Source organism: Dendrosporobacter sp. 1207_IL3150 (assembly GCF_036763085.1).
GTDB lineage: Bacteria > Bacillota > Negativicutes > DSM-1736 > Dendrosporobacteraceae > JBAIYU01.
In genome coordinates this window covers 634,124-651,907 of the sequence record NZ_JBAIYU010000010.1, presented here as the reverse complement: position 1 = coordinate 651,907, position 17,784 = coordinate 634,124, and the positions used below count along the sequence as shown (strand labels likewise).

16 protein-coding genes are annotated in these 17,784 nt (G+C 40.0%); 14 read left to right on the top strand and 2 right to left on the bottom strand.

Annotation, left to right across the window (positions count from 1 at the left end; genetic code table 11):
• Positions 1–7 precede the first annotated feature (7 nt).
• The 7 genes from V6C17_RS06585 to V6C17_RS06555 all read left to right on the top strand — a co-directional run bounded on the left by V6C17_RS06585 (position 8) and on the right by V6C17_RS06555 (position 7,829).
• A complete protein-coding gene (locus tag V6C17_RS06585; protein WP_333521754.1) occupies positions 8–1,186 on the top strand; it encodes an FAD-binding protein in 1,179 nt (392 codons plus the stop codon).
• Positions 1,187–1,225: 39 nt separating this feature from the next.
• Entirely contained in the window at positions 1,226–2,620 is a 1,395-nt protein-coding gene (locus tag V6C17_RS06580) for an FAD-binding oxidoreductase (RefSeq protein WP_333521753.1), read from the top strand.
• Positions 2,621–2,904: 284 nt separating this feature from the next.
• The gene (locus V6C17_RS06575; protein WP_333521752.1) at positions 2,905–3,864 is read left to right on the top strand and encodes a TAXI family TRAP transporter solute-binding subunit; all 960 of its coding nucleotides are present in this window, start codon (positions 2,905–2,907) and stop codon (positions 3,862–3,864) included.
• 27 nt (positions 3,865–3,891) lie between these two features.
• Positions 3,892–4,392, top strand: a complete 501-nt coding sequence (locus V6C17_RS06570) for a DUF1850 domain-containing protein (protein ID WP_333521751.1) — start codon at positions 3,892–3,894, stop codon at positions 4,390–4,392.
• Positions 4,393–4,417: 25 nt separating this feature from the next.
• Positions 4,418–6,340 (top strand): TRAP transporter permease, encoded by a 1,923-nt coding sequence (locus V6C17_RS06565; RefSeq protein WP_333521750.1) that lies wholly within the window; start codon positions 4,418–4,420, stop codon positions 6,338–6,340.
• A 414-nt stretch (positions 6,341–6,754) separates the two neighbouring features.
• Entirely contained in the window at positions 6,755–7,414 is a 660-nt protein-coding gene (locus V6C17_RS06560) for a CPBP family intramembrane glutamic endopeptidase (protein ID WP_333521749.1), read from the top strand.
• A gap of 118 nt (positions 7,415–7,532) precedes the next feature.
• Entirely contained in the window at positions 7,533–7,829 is a 297-nt protein-coding gene (locus tag V6C17_RS06555; protein ID WP_333521748.1) for a hypothetical protein, read from the top strand.
• 58 nt (positions 7,830–7,887) lie between these two features.
• Here V6C17_RS06555 and V6C17_RS06550 read toward each other — a convergent pair whose 3' ends face one another.
• Positions 7,888–8,448 (bottom strand): peroxiredoxin, encoded by a 561-nt coding sequence (locus tag V6C17_RS06550; RefSeq protein ID WP_333521747.1) that lies wholly within the window; start codon positions 8,446–8,448, stop codon positions 7,888–7,890.
• Positions 8,449–8,477: 29 nt separating this feature from the next.
• Positions 8,478–8,762 (bottom strand): hypothetical protein, encoded by a 285-nt coding sequence (locus tag V6C17_RS06545; RefSeq protein WP_333521746.1) that lies wholly within the window; start codon positions 8,760–8,762, stop codon positions 8,478–8,480.
• Between the two features lie 234 nt (positions 8,763–8,996).
• On the opposite strand from V6C17_RS06545, the gene V6C17_RS06540 reads away from it, so the two are divergent.
• From V6C17_RS06540 to V6C17_RS06510, 7 genes are all read left to right on the top strand, one after another.
• Positions 8,997–10,430, top strand: coding sequence for a CCA tRNA nucleotidyltransferase (locus tag V6C17_RS06540; protein WP_333521745.1), 1,434 nt, complete (start codon positions 8,997–8,999; stop codon positions 10,428–10,430).
• Positions 10,431–10,628: 198 nt separating this feature from the next.
• Positions 10,629–11,810, top strand: a complete 1,182-nt coding sequence (locus V6C17_RS06535) for a type III PLP-dependent enzyme (protein ID WP_333521744.1) — start codon at positions 10,629–10,631, stop codon at positions 11,808–11,810.
• Between the two features lie 372 nt (positions 11,811–12,182).
• Positions 12,183–13,058 carry a Flp pilus assembly protein CpaB gene (gene cpaB, locus V6C17_RS06530; protein ID WP_333521743.1) on the top strand — a complete coding sequence of 292 codons (876 nt, stop codon included), beginning with the start codon at positions 12,183–12,185 and terminating at the stop codon, positions 13,056–13,058.
• Between the two features lie 34 nt (positions 13,059–13,092).
• A complete protein-coding gene (locus V6C17_RS06525; protein ID WP_333521742.1) occupies positions 13,093–14,331 on the top strand; it encodes a type II and III secretion system protein family protein in 1,239 nt (412 codons plus the stop codon).
• Positions 14,300–15,511: a response regulator gene (locus V6C17_RS06520; RefSeq protein WP_333521741.1), complete on the top strand. Its 1,212-nt coding sequence runs from the start codon at positions 14,300–14,302 to the stop codon at positions 15,509–15,511. The genes V6C17_RS06525 and V6C17_RS06520 overlap by 32 nt, the downstream gene beginning before the upstream one ends.
• Before the next feature lie 11 nt (positions 15,512–15,522).
• Positions 15,523–16,494, top strand: a complete 972-nt coding sequence (locus V6C17_RS06515; RefSeq protein WP_333521740.1) for a type II secretion system F family protein — start codon at positions 15,523–15,525, stop codon at positions 16,492–16,494.
• A 100-nt stretch (positions 16,495–16,594) separates the two neighbouring features.
• Entirely contained in the window at positions 16,595–17,725 is a 1,131-nt protein-coding gene (locus V6C17_RS06510; protein WP_333521739.1) for a sensor histidine kinase, read from the top strand.
• Positions 17,726–17,784 lie beyond the last annotated feature (59 nt).

Below are 17,784 nucleotides of genomic sequence, written 5' to 3'. Positions count from 1 at the left end.
GACAATAATGGCTAGAATAGTTATTAATCAAAAATTAGTTACTAGTCCAGAAGATCTAATGAAACTCTGTCCATTCAATGCAATTGAGTGGGACAATGAGTATCTGCAAATAAACGCTGCTTGTAAAATGTGTAAAATTTGCGTGAAAAAAGGCCCTGAAGGCGTTTTCGTATGCGAAGAAGATAAAGTTGAAGAGATTGATAAGAGCTTATGGAAAGGTATCTGCGTTTATGTTGACCATGTAGACGGCGATATCCATCCTGTAACATTTGAGCTTATCGGTAAAGCAAAAGAGATGGCTGCTAAAATTAACCATCCTGTATATGCTTTATTTGCCGGTTCAAATATACAAGAAAAAGCTGCTGAAATTCTTCACTACGGCGTTGACGAAGTTTTCGTTTACGACGCTCAAGAACTCAAGCATTTCCGCATCGAGCCATATACTGCGGTAATGGAAGACTTCATCAACAAAACTAAAGCTTCCACAATTCTTGTTGGTGGTACAAATGTTGGCCGTTCATTAGCTCCTCGTGTAGCTGCAAGATTCCGTACTGGTTTAACTGCTGACTGTACAATTCTTGATATGGATGAAAGCACAGATTTAGCACAAATCCGTCCTGCTTTCGGCGGCAACATTATGGCTCATATCTATACTCCAAACAACCGTCCGCAATTTGCGACTGTACGTTATAAAATATTCGATGCTCCTGAAAGAACTCAAGAGCAAAGCGGCAAAATTACTCTTTGCAGCCTTGATGCAGACAAACTTAACTCACGCATTTCTGTTAAGGGCGTAGTTAAGAAAGAAACTGTACAATCTATTGAGGATGCTGAAGTTATCGTAGTTGCAGGTGGTGCTATCAAGACTAAAGAAGGTCTTGATATGTGCAAAGCCATCGCTGAGAAACTTGGTGGTATGCTTGCGGTAACTAGACCGCTTGTTGAAGCTGGTCTAGCTGATGCAAGACTGCAAATCGGTCTTAGCGGTAGAACTGTTAAGCCTCGTCTTATCATCTGCGCTGGTGTAGCAGGCTATATCCAATTCGTAGCTGGTATGGACAAATCCGAAACAATTATTGCTATTAACACAGATGCTGACGCTCAAATCTTCGACGTTGCTCACTATGGCATCGTTGGTGATGTAAACGAAATACTTCCTAAGCTTGCTCAAGAGCTTGGCGCTTAATAGCAGCCCGTAAATTTATAGTTAAGGGGTGAACAAACTATGGATTACAAAAAAGTCGATAGTAAAGATATAGAGTTTATCGTGTCCGTTGCAGGTAAAGAAAAAGTATTTGTTGGCGACCAAATCCATGAAACTTATAGCCGTGACGAAATCGTTCACGCTAATAAGTATCCTGATGTTGTTGTAGAAGTTGAAACTACTGAAGAAGTTTCAAAAATTATGAAATATGCTTATGATAACAACATTATCGTAACTCCACGCGGTCAAGGTACTGGCCTTGCTGGTGCTGCTGTTGCTTTTAATGGCGGTATCATGATCTCCACTGTTCGTATGAACAACATTCTTGAGCTTGATGACGAAAACCTAACTCTAACAGTAGAGCCAGGCGTTCTTTTGATGGATATTATCAAGCATGTTCAAAGTAATGATTTATTCTACCCACCAGATCCAGGTGAGAAATCCGCTTCCATTGGTGGTAACATCTCTACTAATGCTGGTGGTATGAAAGCTGTTAAGTACGGCGTAACTAGAGACTATGTTCGTGGTTTGGAAGTTGTTCTTCCAGACGGACGCGTAATCGAAGTTGGCGGTAAAAACGTTAAGAACAGCTCTGGTTACAGCATTAAAGATCTTATCGTCGGCTCCGAGGGTACACTTGGTTTTATAACTAAAGCTATCCTTAAGCTTCTTCCGCTTCCTAAAATTTCTCAAAGCTTGCTAATTCCTTTCCCAGATTTGGCAACTGCTATTGAGACAGTACCAAAAATCATTAAATCAAAATCTATCCCAACTGCTATTGAGTTCATGGAGCGCTCCGCTATTGTTGCTGCTGAAGAATTCCTTGGTAAAAAGTTCCCAGATAAGTCTTCTGACGCTTACCTCTTGTTAACATTTGATGGCAACAAGAAAGAAGAAGTTGAAGATGCTTACGAAAAAGTTGCCCACATCTGCTTAGAAGCTGGCGCTTATGACGTATTCATTTCCAACACTCAAGAAAGACAAGAAACTATCTGGAAAACTCGCGGTGCTTTCCTTGAGGCTATCAAAGCTTCAACAAGCGAACTTGATGAGTGCGACGTTGTTGTTCCAAGAAACAAAGTTGCGGAATTCATTAAATTCACTAACGAACTTCAAAAAGAAGTTGACATCCGCATTCAAAGCTTTGGTCATGCTGGAGACGGTAACCTACACGTTTACATCTTGAGAGATGATCTTGGCGAAACCGAGTGGAAAACTAAATTGCACAAAGCAATGGATAGAATGTATGACAAAGCTACTGAGCTTCACGGTTTAACTTCCGGTGAGCATGGTATCGGTACTGAAAAGAAACCTTACCTTGAAAAAGCAATGGGCGAAGATTACATGTCCGTTCTTAGAGGCATCAAAGCTTCATTTGACCCTAAAAACATACTCAACCCAGGCAAAGTTTGCTAATTTGAGTAACATAAATAGACTGTCGATTAATCGACAGTCTATTTTTTATAATTATGCAATGCAAAATTTTAATATAATAACTTGTATTATTTCTATTAGCATGAACATATAAATTTAGTGATAGAGGAATGTCCTTCCTGAGTGAAATATTCTGTATACTTTATTCGAACGGAAGGAATTGAAATTCCATATGTAGAAAAATATGTAATTACATTATAACGGTAAGGGACCAGGAGGTGAAGGCAATACCCTGCCAGTCAAAATTATTTTTGAGGAGGAAAGGCATGAAAAAGACTGTTTCCATTTTAGTTATATGCTTTTTAGCTATTGCATTACTCGCCGGATGCGGCGGTACAACAAGCCAGGCGCCTGCTGATAAGAAATTTATCAACATCGCTACAGGTGGTACTGCAGGCACGTATTATCCTCTTGGTGGCGCTATTGCCGAAATCCTAAATAAGAATATCCCTGGCATGAATGCTAGTGCTCAAAGTACAGGAGCATCTGTTGCCAATATTAATATGCTTAAGGATGGCAAAGTAGATATCGCTTTCGTCCAAAATGATATTACGTATTATGCAGCTAATGGAACCGAAATGTTCAAGGATAAAAAAGTTCCTAATTTAGTGGGCTTAGCTACTCTTTATCCTGAAACAATACAAATCATTACTCTAGATAAGACTGGCATCAAGTCTATTGCTGATCTTAAAGGTAAGCGGGTAGCAGTTGGAGCCGCTGGAAGCGGAACTGAGGCAAATGCTCGCCAAATACTTGAAGCATATGGTATTACATACCAAGATATCAAGGTTCAGTATCTTTCTTTCGGTGAAGCTGCCAGCGGTTTAAAAGATGGTAACGTTGATGTTGCTTTTGTAACTGCAGGATTCCCAACTGCAGCAATTCAGGATATTGCTGCACAAAATCAAGTTGTGTTACTTCCAGTTACGGCCGATAAAGCTGATGCTTTAATTAGTAAATATCCTTTCTATACTAAAGTTAATATCCCAGCCAGCACTTATCCAAACCAAGCTGCTGATGTTTCGGCAGTAGCAGTTATGGCTATGTTAGTTGCAACAGACAAACTAGATGCGGATACAGGGTATAAGGTTACTAAAGCTATCTATACCAATCTTGACCGCATAAAAGCGTCTCACTCTGTAGGAAAGCAAATAACAAAAGAGGGCGCTAAAGCTGGTATGCCTATTAAATTGAATGCCGGAGCTGAAAAATTCTTCAAGGAATAACTTAGTAAGGTGTCCGTGAAGGGGGAAATGCCGGGTGCCAATTTTGGCCCCCGGCTTTTTATGAATACACAGAAATTAACAATAATAATATTGATAGTCTTATGTGCAGGCTATTTTATTTCATTGCCATGCCTAGTTTTACAATCTGACGATGGCTTGCTGATAAGGCTGCCAGCTAACCGGGATAATGGGATAACCCTAAAATATACCCATTCTGTCCATAAAACACTAGTTGTGGAGAATATATCAATAGATAATTCAGGTAAATTAGTTGTTAATTCTACTGAATACGAATCTTATGGTGTAGGATTACCTTATTTAGCTGATGAGGGTAAATTCCGTCAAGAGGGAACTAGATTTATCTTGGAGGATATTAATCGTCCTTTTTCTATAATAAACCTGCGGGCTGGTCCCGAGGCCAAGCTCGAAATGTACTATCAGGGAAAAGTATATGCTTTATATCAAATGGTTCCTAGCGGGGGATTAATTTCTCTGCGTGTCGCTCCCTATTATTCTACTTGGCTGTAAAAATCGCATAGTTAGGAGGTTATATATGAGCAAGCAATTAAGTGCAGATGAGATTATGAAAAAGTATGATCGGGAGTCCGATACGCGAAGTTTTAAAGGATTAATGGCTTTAGCGGTTTCCGTTATTGCGATTACATTTTCTATTTTCCATCTATATACGGCGATGTTTGGTGTTTTGGACGCCCATATACAAAGAGCAGTACATTTAAGCTTTGGTATGGCGTTAATATTTATCTTATACCCTACTTCCCGCAGTTGGTCACGAGAGAAGCTCCATCCGTTTGATTTACTGCTGGCTATTTTAGGGGCAGCAGCTCCGATTTATATAATTATGATGTATAACGAACTTGTAATGAGAGCAGGTACTGTAACGCAAACAGATATGCTTGTAGGTGCTCTTGGCGTACTGCTTGTAATCGAAGGAGCACGTCGTGTTGTCGGTATACCTATTGTAATAGTAGTATTATGTTTTCTTGCCTACGCTTTTATAGGTCCTTATGCTCCTGGTGTTCTTGCACACAGGGGGTTAGGTGTCGACGAATTGATCGGTCATCTATTTTTTACTACTGAAGGTATTTTTGGTATTCCATTAGGAGTTTCTTCTACTTTTATTTTTCTATTTATCCTATTTGGCGCATATTTAGAGACAACAGGTTTAGGAAAGTTTTTTATTGATATTGCCAATTCTATCGCAGGCTGGGCCAGTGGAGGACCGGCTAAGGTTGCGGTACTATCAAGTGGATTGATGGGTACTGTTTCCGGTAGTTCGGTCGCTAATGTTGTGGGTACAGGAAGCTTTACCATTCCTATGATGAAAAAACTAGGCTACCACAAAGATTTTGCCGGTGCAGTTGAGGCTGCGGCATCAACCGGCGGACAGTTAATGCCGCCAGTCATGGGAGCGGCCGCCTTCCTAATGGCCGAGTTTGTTGGTGTACCATATATTGAAGTCGTAAAAGCCGCAGCCATTCCAGCGTTTCTTTATTTTGCTGGCATTTGGATCGGAGTTCATTTTGAGGCGAAAAAGAATAATTTAAAAGGGATACCAAGGGATCAGCTTCCAAATGCCTCTTTGCTGCTTAAAGAAAGAGGGCATCTGGCGATACCATTAATAGCAATAATTTATCTGTTGGTGTCCGGATTTACTCCAATGAAGGCTGCTCTTTGGGCAATTTTCTTGGCAATTGGTGCCTCCATGCTTAGAAAATCTACTAGAATTAAGCCGATGGAAATTGTAGCAGGCTTAGAACGCGGTGCTAGAGGAGTACTAGGTGTACTTGTCGCTTGTGCTGCAGCCGGAATAATCATTGGTGTTGTTACCAAAACTGGGGTTGGGCTGAAGTTAGCCTCTGCCTTGTTGGATCTTTCTGGTGGTAATCTTCTGGCGACAATGTTTTTCACCATGATTACTTCGATAATTCTCGGAATGGGTGTTCCAACAACAGCCAACTATGTAATTACATCAACTATTGCGGCACCTGCTCTTGAACAGATGGGAATACCTATATTAGCCGCACATCTCTTTGTATTCTATTTCGGAATAATCGCGGACGTTACGCCGCCGGTAGCGCTTGCAGCTTATGCCGGAGCAGCAGTGAGCGGAGGTAATGCGCTAAAAACCGGCGTTAATGCATCGAAATTAGCAATTGCAGCCTTTTTAATACCATATATTTTTGTCTTTTCACCTACTTTATTAATGATTAATGCAACAGCAGGCACTTTGATATACGCTACTTGTACTGCGCTAATAGGCATGATTGGCATAGGTGCAGCCATGATTGGTTTCTTTATGACTAAAGCTAACTTTATAGAACGGATACTGTTCTTTGTAGGCGGTATATTACTAGTAGACCCTGGATCTTTCACAGATATGATCGGAGCAGGGATTCTAACCTTAGTGGTGTTCTGGCAATGGACTAAGAAAAGAAAACAAAAGGCACATGAATAAAACCTTAAGGAAACTCGACTGCTATAAAGTGCAGTCGAGTTTCCTTTTTCTATCTGGTGTATTTTATCAAGATAATCAGTATCTCTGTGCTCTTAAATTATTTTTCGCAAATTACTAATACAACATCGGGAAAAACTATAAAGGAGGAGGTGATTTTATGAAAAATTCTGGCGAAACTACTGGTAAAGTTAGTACTGGAGCTAGCAAAGCGTCACAATTTATAAAGTCAGACCAGGAAAAGAAGCTGAAAAAAGCGGGTCCTAAAGGGATATAAGAGAATAACTTGTGGTCCACTATGCCGCAGAAACTTCTGCGGCTTTATACATGATTAATAGACCCTTTGTGACTAAATAAATAAAAATTGGAAGCTTGGCATAAGATAAGCATGAGATCTTCATTTGGAGGACTTAGCTTATGGAATGCTGGAAAAAGCTTATAGTATATTTAAGCTGCAAAATCTACCTTTTATTATACTTTTGGATATTTATCGTAGTCTGGGCGACAGTAAATTATTCTGTACCAGGATTATTTACTGCAGGTACAATTCTTCCTGTTTATATGTATATAAGATATGTTGATAATAGAAAAGTTGTGGAGTTCTTAAAGCTAGATAAAAGTAGGTTGATTTCTGGCTATCTTTGGGGAAGTGTACTTTCAGCAATTCTAATAACTATCATTGCCGCAAAGATTCATTTTCAGGGGGAGGGAACTTTTTATTATCAATGGGAGTTAAAAGATATATTAAGTATTGTAGTCATAGCAAGCATAGTTGAAGAAGTATTCTTCCGTGGATTTCTCATGCAAAAACTAATGGAATCTACGAGTTTTAACATTGCTAACATTCTAGTGACAATCTTTTTTGTGCTTATACACTTTCCATCATGGATAGCTGATAACTTAGCAATTAGTGATATAGCTAATGGCCTAATATATTTGACAGGCTTTAGTTGGCTGTTAGGCTATATCTTCAAATGCAGTCAGTCTCTATGGACACCGATTATAATGCATGCTACTAATAATTTAATAAATTTATCGACTATAACTATACAATATACAAGCTATTTTTCACCATAATTAAATAGGATGTTGCTGGCTACATAAAAGGACCTGCTTTCAGTGGCAGTTGTTGCTATATAAGAATATTATGTAGCAAGGGATTAGATCCCTGTATAACTGAAAGGAAGGTGCCCAAATGGAGGACTTTAGAAAGCCAAAATGGGGAGAGCCAGAAATTGAAGATTGGGATGACGACGAGGATTTATCTGAAGAGGAAGACTGGCGACAAGAAGATCGACAAGTTATATTAGGTTTAGGATTTGGCGGTTTCGGCGGCTTTGGTTGCTATCCTCGTCGCTTCTGTTTTCCGCGCCAATTTGGCTGCTACCCTCGTCAATTCGGCTGTCGCCCTCGGCTTTTTGGCTGCTATCCACGTCAATTCAGCTGCTATCCTCGGCGTAATTGCTATCCACGGCCTTGCTATCCAATCTAATTTTATAAAAATTGAAGCCTCTAATGTAGAGGCTTCAATTTTTATATACTCACTTTAATTAGTACTGGCCTGCCTTGGAAAGCTCAGCTTTTATACCAGGCATTCCAGGATGCCAGCCAGAGGGCACGCCCTCGTTTGTTGCTTCGGCATACTTAAGAGCCTGAATAAGTCGAATAACTTCCGGAATATTACGGCCAACCTCAAGAGGATATATTTCGTAGTAGCGGATACGGCCTGAGGGATCTATAAGAAAAGTAGCGCGATTAGCTGTACCATCTTTAGTTTTAACGCCGTAGGTTTCAGCAATTAAGGCATTTCGGTCTGAAAGCATAGGATATGTAATTTTACTAGCGCTAGGGGAAATATCGTGAAACACTTTGTGAGCGAGTACACTATCAGTACTTATTGCTAGGACGTTAGCTGATAAATTAGTTATCTGTTCATAATTGTCGGCAACTGCCGCTAATTCGGTTGGTCAGACAAAGCTAAAATCTGAGGCGTAAAAGAACAATATTAGCCACTTACCGCTGTAGTTGGATAAGCACACTTCGGTTTCCTTACCATTATGATAGGCTGAGGCACAAAATCCAGGCGCTAGGTCTAATAATTGAAAACTCATCTAAGTTTCAGCTCCCTCGTTTAAATAATTCAGCGGCAGAGAACTTGCCCTGCCGCAGGAATTACAACTTTCACAAAGAGCCCGTAATGATTTACGCTACAGCCAATAATGATCATTACACACCTATAAGCAATCTTTCGACTACCAACAAGCATTACACAACCACCACTGACCTTTGCTCGACTACCAGGGATACCTGCCGAACCTACTGCAATCTTTCGACTACAATAGACCCAAGAATACAGCCTTACTGTATTCTTCTCCAAAACCCCTAACAGTCTTAGCTCGACAACTATGCATCCTGCTTCGACCATACAACAACCACTTTAGCAGCGGCTGCTGTACAGCCTAACAAGACACATAGTCATCTTCCCGCCGACTAATACCGAGCCAGGGACCCGATATTAATCTTTGGCCGACTAATGCCGAACCTTATAAGATCCGACACTAATCTTGGCTCAACCATTACGAACCCTTTACATTTTATATTATCTCTTGATATTACCTAGATATTCATGGGAAAATATACTATATAAAACGTAGGCGGGGTGAGTAAAATTAAGCATGCACGTTTAATACTTCAGTCATTTATAAATAGTGGCTATAAAGCATATGTAGTTGGCGGAGCAGTAAGGGATCTTATGCTTGGAATAACCCACAGTGATATTGACATATGTACAAATGCTCAACCAAAAGAGATTTTGGGGATAGCGGCAAAACAAGGCTGGAAAACCGAATTAGTTGGGGCGGCCTTTGGCAGTGTCATGGTCATAGTCGATGGCAAGCCTTATGATGTAACTACTTTTCGCCGTGAAGAATATGGTGAGGATAGTCATCGTCCAACAAAGGTTGAATTTGGAGCCTTGCTTGAAGAAGATTTGGCAAGGCGAGATTTTACTATTAATACATTGTGCCTTGACGTTTATGGCGACTTGATAGATTTGTTTGGCGGACTAAATGATCTCAGAATGGGTATAATTAAATCTGTTGGCGATCCACATCTTAGATTTGCCGAGGATGCATTAAGAATGTTTCGCGCCGCACGATTTTCAGCACAATTAGGGTTTGCGATGGATAAGGCTATCTTCCCTGCGATGGTTGCTAATCTATATAGAGTGCGCGGGTTATCTGTTGAGAGGGTAAGAAACGAAATTGAAAAAACTCTATTAACTAAATATGCTGGCCGCGGGCTCAACTTAATGTTAACCTCAGGACTTTTAAATCAGGAATGCCGTTCACGCGAAGCAAATAGCGATATATATGTCCCAATTATGCCAGAGCTTAGCCATCTATATGAGCTTCCACAAAACTCGCGCTATCATCATTTAGATACTTGGCGCCATGTTATTAATGCAGTAGAAACTATCCCCCAAAAATTAACGCTGCGCTGGGCAGCACTTTTGCATGATATAGCAAAAGGCTGTGCGGGTATACGAGGGACGAACGAGTATGGTGAACCAACAGACCATGGTCATGATAAAGCAGGGGCTCTAATGGCCTCAGTTATGCTTAAAAGGCTGAAAGTCGACCGAATAGTAGCTGAAAGAGTAACTTGGCTGATAGCTAATCATATGCATGGGCCACAGCCGGAAATAAAGTCTGTGGTCAAGTGGCTGCGCAGACGTTCTAAAGAGTTTAGCCAGTTTGAGCAATTCAAAGAAGCTGTAGAGGAGCTGTTCCAACTATATCGTGCGGATGGTCTGGCAACACGGCATAAGCTTAATTGCAGGTTTAATGATCTTGAAGAATTAGTTTTTTCTGTTTTATCAGCCTTGCCGTTCTTTCCAGCTCAGTTAGCAATAAAAGGCGGCGATATCGCTGCCAAAATTGGAGCTGGTCCGCAAGTAGGGAAAATTCAAAAAAATTTTTTAGAGCGTATTCAGTGTGGGCAACTCGAAAACACTATAGATGCACTAGAAAATGCGCTAGAATCACAATTGAAGAGGTCGATATCGACAAAAAAAATTACTCAAAGTCAATAATGTCTGCTCGATATGCATCATGTTTCATAATTATAAAGCGATTATGAATAATATTGCATGATATTTAGCGATATTTTGAGTATTTAGCACTTAACGAAAAATTTATCGGGTTTTTTGCGATTTTTTCTTGAACTTTCGGCTGATTATGCTACAATCATATCATGCCTAAAAGAGACATACGAAAGAGGGGAGAGGGATATGGAAAAGATCTTTAAACTCACACAGTCTGCGGTTGAAACCTTAGCAGAAAAATATGGCACACCGCTTTTGGTGTTGTCATTAGAACAAATTGAGCATAATTATAGATTTCTTACGGAGAACCTGCCGGGAGTTAAAATCTATTATGCTGTTAAAGCTAATCCAGATGAGCGAATAGTTCGTACGTTAGCTGACCTTGGTTCTTGTTTTGATGTAGCATCCGATGGTGAGATGCTGGCTTTGACTGAACTTGGAATAGCTCCAGATCGCATGGTCTATGCAAATCCTTTCAAAACCCACAACGGACTAGCTGTTGCAAAACGTACGGGTGTATATAAATTTACCTTTGATAGTGAAAGTGAAATCTATAAAATGGCCAAAGCAATACCGGGAGGGACAGTTCTCTTAAGAGTAAGAGTGGATAACCCTAAGGCTTTGGTTGATCTTAATAAAAAATTTGGGGCACATCCTGACGATGCACTTCGCCTTCTTAAAATAGCTAGGGAACAAGGGCTTGACGTTGCAGGTTTATGTTTCCATGTTGGCAGTCAGTCTTTAAGTGCTGATGCTTATGTTGATGCAATAAATATCTGCCGAAGACTTTTTGATGATGCTGCTAAAGAAGGTTTTAAACTTCGTATTTTAGATATTGGCGGTGGTTTCCCGATACCGGCTATTGATACTGAAGTTGATGCTTTGGCAATAACTCGGACTATAAGGGAAATGCTCGAAAAGAATTTTTCCGATATTGAAATTTGGGCTGAGCCGGGGCGTTTTATTTGCGGTACTACGGTAAATCTGATTACAAGAGTAATTGGAACACAGCATCGCAATAGTCAGCAATGGTATTTCCTAGATGATGGCTTATATGGTACATTCTCAGGTGTTATTTTTGATCACTGGGATTTTGAGCTTCTAACCTTTAAGCCGGATGTTGAAAAAATTCCGGCAACTTTCGCTGGACCAAGCTGCGACTCGCTAGATGTTATGTTCCGAGATAAAATGACAGTTCCTTTAGAAATGGATGATATAATCCTAGTTCCTAACTGTGGTTCATATACCTCTGCATCAGCTACTGTTTTTAACGGGTTTGCCAAAACAACCCGGATAGTTTGGGAAGATGTTAAACAAGAAATTGAAACCATTCCTCTAGCTGCTGCTACTAGCAACAGAACATTATAAACGCTATTCAGGATAAACAGAATGTACGGATTAGTACATTCTGTTTTTTTATCGAAAGAATGAAACTACCTTGTGAAAAGTAATTTTACACAAGGTTATCCACAAAGTTATTAACATTATGCTCACAATTGTGGATAAAGTTATAATAAATCCCCATTTTACGGGATATATACAAATATTATATGTGGATAACTACAAATCGGCAGGATTTATTTAATAGCTATAGAATGGATTTTGCTATAGTTGAATAGTGCCTTTGTCCTATAAAATTATGACCACAACTTGGATAGCTATAAGGCAGTAGTCTGATGAGAATATCCCGTCGTTGAAGTACAATTAATGTACCAGATATTGAGGCGGGGGGGACCTTTAGTGGCAAAGTTAACCAACAAAGGCTTATTAGGTATTGCCTTAGTTCTTAGTTTAGTTACTTCGTTATTGATATATAACTATTTAAAGAGTACGGCAAACAAAGAGGTAACAGGAATACCAGTAATAGTTGCCAAAGCGGAGATACCACCTAAAACTAGGATTACAGCCGAAATGGTTCAGGAGACTATAGTTCCAGTCGAATATCTTCAACCAGGAGCGGTTACAGACATTAATAAAGTAATAGGAATTGTTTCAAGAGAAAGAGTGCTGGCTGGCGAACAGGTTACCGAGCGCCGCTTAGTATTTGAGGGTAAGGCAGTTGGTTTTACGGGGGTTATTCCTCGGGATAAACGAGCATTAACTGTGGCCGTTAATGAAATCACCGGAGTTGCGGGATTTGTTAAGCCAGGAGATTACGTTGATATAGTTGTAACGTTTGATGCTGGAACAATAGGAGATAATGTAAGCCAACTTCTGCTGCAGAATATTTTGGTATTAGCTTCGAATCGTGATGCTGAAGAAGGCGTAACTCAAACTGCAAATAAATCTGAGACCAAAGAGCCTGTTAAAGCAACTACTGTAACGCTTGCAGTCTCTCCTGACGAAGCAGCTAGAATAACTTTGGCTGATGAGAAAGGCAAGATTCGCCTAGCGTTGCGCCCTTATCTGCCTATCAATGGGATAGCTGTTACAAGTACAATTACGCCTACTGAGATGGTTGGATCACATTCATCACCAGTGAATACTAATCCGTCTAGTCCCACACCAAATTTCATACATCCACCTGTTTATGAAAGTCCTAAGCCTCCAGCTAGTGATAATTCAGGGATTAAAATGATTCGAGGTACAAAGGTCGAAACAGTCCCTTTAGATTAAAGATTACTAGATTTGAGAGAGGTAGGACAAACTTATGAATTTTAAACGTATTATTGTTTTCATAATGATGATGTTATGTTTTATATCTATAAATATTTCGCCTGCGCTAGCGGAAGGAAAGTTAGCTGTGGCTGTGAGCCAATCAAGAGTTCTTAATTACTATGGAGTTGAAAGAGTAGCAATTGCGAATCCAGAAATAGCCGATGTTTTAGTGGTATCAAGTAATGAAATACTGCTAGTAGGCAAAGCTCCTGGTATGACCACTTTACATATATGGTCGGCAGGTAATCGTCAGAGTTACTTGGTAGAAGTTGCTGCAGATGACTTACCAATTGCTAATGAAATTAAGAATATTCTGGGCTATAACGATATACGTGTTAGTAAAGTAGGCAAAACTATCATCCTTGAAGGTACTGTCAATGACCGTTACCAGAAAAACCGTGCCGAAAAGGTTGCGGAGGCGTATGGTGAAAAGGTTGTAAACCTTCTAGAGCTTACTAAACCAGTACAAGTCAAAATTGAGGCACAGGTAATTGAAATTGATCGGGAGAAGCTAAAGAACATAGGTCTAAAATGGGGTAATGATCCATACTCTTCGCCAGGATCATTTTTATTTGGGCAGCGGCAAAATCTAGGATCTTTTTATGCTAACATACACTCTGAGCTGAGACTTTTAGTTCGTGATGGCTCAGCTAAGATTTTATCCCAGCCCAATATGATTACATTAAGCGGGGAAAAGGCTAACATTATGATAGGCGGAGAAATTCCCGTTCCAATCGCTTGGGATGATAATAAAATAACATTTGAGTGGAAAGAGTATGGTATCAAGCTCGACATTGAACCAGAAGTTAATAATGAAGGGCTAATTAACAGTAGAATCAAAGCCGAAGTTAGCTCGCTTGACTGGAATTCGACAAAGAGTATACAAGGTGTTGGCGATCTTAAAATACCGCCGATAAAAATGCGTAAAGCTGAGACAGCTATTGCTCTATCCTCAGGTCAAACCATGGCAATTGGTGGTCTTATTGCTCATGAAACAGCTCAAGACGTAACCAAAGTGCCATTTCTAGGGGATTTACCTGTGCTCGGTAAATTATTCCAAAGTAAATCCTTTACCAGAAATGAGACCGAACTTATAATATTAATTACCCCAACAATTGTTGATCCAGCTGAATATTTACCTCAATTGACTACTGAGATGCATGAGTTTTCTAAGGAGAATCCATGGGGAGGAGCTAACAATGGCGGAAAAAATAAGGGTGTTGATCGCTGATGATGTAGCGGATACCCGGGAAAACATTGATAAATTGATGGCGTTCCATCCCGAGGTTATTGCTGTTGGGCAGGCCGCAACAGCGGAAGAGGCAATTACTTTAGCGAAGCAAGTTAATCCAGATATAATCTTAATGGATATAAACATGCCAGGTATGGACGGCATTACTGCAACCGAAATTATAAGTGGCGAAGTGCCAAATTCGAGCATTATAATTATGAGTGTCCAAGGTGAACCTGAGTATTTTCGCAGGGCCATGGTTGCTGGGGCCAAGAACTATCTTGTAAAGCCCTTTACTGGCGATGAATTACTTAATGCGGTCAAGCAGGTCAACAATCTAGAACAAAAGCGTAAAAATGTCAGTAGAACACAACTTCAGGCCAAAGAACTAGGGAAAGTCATAACGGTTTTTAGTACCAAAGGTGGAGTAGGTAAGACGACAATAGCTACTAATTTAGCGGTTGCCCTGGCGGAAAAGACTGGTGCAAAAGTCGGTCTTATTGATGGTGATTTACAATTTGGTGACGTTGCTTTGTTTCTAAATCTCTTGCCTCAGGCTACAATAGCCGATTTAGTAAAAGATATCGAGCATCTTGATGAAGCTTTGATGGAGGGATACCTAACTCCGTACAATGAAAATTTACAGGTGTTGCCAGCCCCTTTCCGCCCTGAGCAGGCTGATACAATTAATGGCAGTAATCTGTCTGAAATTTTAAAAGTTATGCGTCAGATGTTTGATTATATCATCGTAGACACGGCTCCTGCATTTAATGATACAATGCTTACTGTTCTAGATGCTGCCGACCAGATATTAGTCGTTTCCTCGATGGATTTGCCTACGATTAAAAATATAAAACTATGCTTAGAGATTATGGAATCACTAAATTACTCGGATAATAAAGTAAAAGTTATACTAAATAGGGCGAACTCTGAGGGTGGAATGGAACCACACGAAGTAGAGGAAAGTCTCCATTGCACTTTTGCCGCTACTCTTCCTAGTGAAGGCAAAACGGTAGTACCTTCCGTAAATAAAGGAATTCCTTTTGTCATAAGCCATCCAAATACTCCAATAGGACAGGGGATTTTTGAACTTGCCAGATCAATTGCGGCTGGCGGTTGGAAACAGGAAAAACCAGCACCTAAGAGCGTAGTCGAACGGCTTAAGCGTCTGTTTGGATAGGAGGATATTTTATGCTATTATTAATAGCAATTACATCTTGCACTACGCTAGCAGTTGTTTTCTATATCGTCTATAGCTATTCTAATAATGATAAGAAGCTTGTTAAGGATCGGATTGGCCGCTATATAGAACGTACAGGTTTCGAAACTGTTATAAATAATAACCCATCAGTAGCTAAAGCCGATGAATGGCGGGTATTGATTAGGCGGTTTGGCAGATATGTTGAAATACCGCAGTGGTCCCGGCAAATTGAGCATAAACTTGTTCAGGCAGGCGTGCCTATGCGTGGGGCAGAGTTTTTAGTTATTTGCCTAGCAGTTGGTTTTCTTGGAGCAGTAATGTTGTCTGTTTTATCAGGTGGTAAACTGCTATTAGGATTACTAGGAGGCATTTTGGGTTATATAGCCCCAATCATTATTTTGAAATTGAAAATAGAGCGCAGGGTTAGAGCCTTTAACAGCCAATTAGGTGATGCTTTAATTTTAGTTGCTAATTCACTGCGTACAGGATATAGTTTTATGCAGTCAATCGAAATGGTATCTAAAGAAATGCCTAAACCTATCGGTGAAGAATTTGCACGGGTACTGAAGGAAATGAGTTTAGGCGTAACAACAGAAGAATCACTTAATAATTTAGCAAAGAGAGTAAATAGCGAAGACTTGGATTTGGTGATAACTGCTGTGCTAATTCAACGGCAGGTTGGTGGCAATCTAGCTGAAATATTAGATAATATATCCAATACTATTAGAGAACGAGTTAAGATAAAAGGCCAGATAAAAACACTTACTGCACAAGGCCGGGCATCTGGCATAGTAATAAGCTTGCTGCCAATTGCCGTTGGTATACTAATTTCATTTGTAAATCCAGGCTATATGGGAGTATTGTTCACAGATCCAATTGGTAAAGCAATGATTGCTGCTGCTGTGTTCAGTCAGTTAATAGGAATAGTTTTGATAAGAAAGATTGTAGATATTGAGGTTTAATTAGAGGGCTATTGCCCTCTTCCTTTAATTTCCGTTATACTTTTAGCAGGTATAACTCAGAAAAGAGCGAATTTTGATGAAAACTTATTAAGGTGGAAATATGGCTGATTTAGATTTAAAAGCATTGGATAAAATAATAAAGAATACTCTATCGGCTGTTGAAAAAAGCAAAACGCAAATTTTCGAGATATATGAGGCAGCTCGAAATGAAATGGAAAATGTTAAAAAAGACGTTGAAAAGGTAAAACAAGAAACCATTAACGTCATTTTCTTAGTGGACGAGCTAGAGAAAAAAGAGCGTCGGGCGCGCTTGAGACTGATGGAAGTTAGCCGAAATTTCCGCGTATATAAAGAAGAAGATATAAAAGATTGTTATGATGAGGCCAAGAATCTTCAGATTGAATTGGCAGTTGCTCGAGAGCAAGAACAAAATCTGCGACGTCAACGTGATGAACTGGAAATAAGGCTAAAGCAGCTCAAAAATACTGTAGAGAAAGCCGAGGGCCTAGTGTCTCAGGTCGGTGTAGTTTTGGGCTATTTAGGTAATCAAATGGGCGGGGTCGTAAACCAGATTGAATCGTTACAGCAAAGTCAAATATTTGGAGCGAAAATAATAAAAGCTCAGGAAGAGGAACGCCGCCGAGTAGCTAGGGAAATCCACGATGGGCCGGCACAGCTTATGGCCAATGTGGTATTCAGAGCCGAGGTTTGCGAACGTTTAATAGATATTGATATTGACCGGGCAAAGGGTGAACTTAGAGATTTACGTGAACAGGTTCGAGGCTGTCTGAAAGAGACCCGCAAGATTATTTTTGATTTAAGGCCTATGGCTCTGGATGACTTAGGACTAGTTCCAACATTAAAGAGGTTTCTAGATAGCTTGAAGGAAAGGGCAAATGTACATGGTGAGATAAGAATACTGGGCGAAGAAAAAAGGCTTGATTCCCATGTAGAGATAGGACTTTTTAGAGTTATTCAAGAAGCACTTAACAATATTGAAAAACATGCTAAAGCATCAAGTGTTAAAGTTATAATCGAATTTAGACCTGGTTTTGTTTCAGCAGTAGTTGAAGATGATGGTGCTGGCTTTAACTCTGCTGAAACAGCTGGGAGCGAAAGTTTTGGATTGCTCGGAATGAGAGAACGAATGAATTTGCTTAATGGCCAAGTTACCGTTTCATCAGAGATCGGCAAAGGGACTAAGGTTAGTATTAAGGTCCCGTTCAAATGAGTACCTAATACCCATTACTAGACAAAATATTAATGAGACTAATCACCCACATATAATAA

Excerpts from the sequence above, each read along its gene's own strand:
- V6C17_RS06585 (WP_333521754.1), top strand. The coding sequence starts at position 8 with ATGGCTAGAATAGTTATTAATCAAAAATTAGTTACTAGTCCAGAAGAT.
- V6C17_RS06580 (WP_333521753.1), top strand. The coding sequence starts at position 1,226 with ATGGATTACAAAAAAGTCGATAGTAAAGATATAGAGTTTATCGTGTCC.
- V6C17_RS06575 (WP_333521752.1), top strand. The coding sequence starts at position 2,905 with ATGAAAAAGACTGTTTCCATTTTAGTTATATGCTTTTTAGCTATTGCA.
- V6C17_RS06570 (WP_333521751.1), top strand. The coding sequence starts at position 3,892 with ATGCCGGGTGCCAATTTTGGCCCCCGGCTTTTTATGAATACACAGAAA.
- V6C17_RS06565 (WP_333521750.1), top strand. The coding sequence starts at position 4,418 with ATGAGCAAGCAATTAAGTGCAGATGAGATTATGAAAAAGTATGATCGG.
- V6C17_RS06560 (WP_333521749.1), top strand. The coding sequence starts at position 6,755 with ATGGAATGCTGGAAAAAGCTTATAGTATATTTAAGCTGCAAAATCTAC.
- V6C17_RS06555 (WP_333521748.1), top strand. The coding sequence starts at position 7,533 with ATGGAGGACTTTAGAAAGCCAAAATGGGGAGAGCCAGAAATTGAAGAT.
- V6C17_RS06545 (WP_333521746.1), bottom strand. The coding sequence starts at position 8,762 with ATGGTCGAAGCAGGATGCATAGTTGTCGAGCTAAGACTGTTAGGGGTT.
- V6C17_RS06535 (WP_333521744.1), top strand. The coding sequence starts at position 10,629 with ATGGAAAAGATCTTTAAACTCACACAGTCTGCGGTTGAAACCTTAGCA.
- V6C17_RS06525 (WP_333521742.1), top strand. The coding sequence starts at position 13,093 with ATGAATTTTAAACGTATTATTGTTTTCATAATGATGATGTTATGTTTT.
- V6C17_RS06520 (WP_333521741.1), top strand. The coding sequence starts at position 14,300 with ATGGCGGAAAAAATAAGGGTGTTGATCGCTGATGATGTAGCGGATACC.
- V6C17_RS06515 (WP_333521740.1), top strand. The coding sequence starts at position 15,523 with ATGCTATTATTAATAGCAATTACATCTTGCACTACGCTAGCAGTTGTT.
- V6C17_RS06510 (WP_333521739.1), top strand. The coding sequence starts at position 16,595 with ATGGCTGATTTAGATTTAAAAGCATTGGATAAAATAATAAAGAATACT.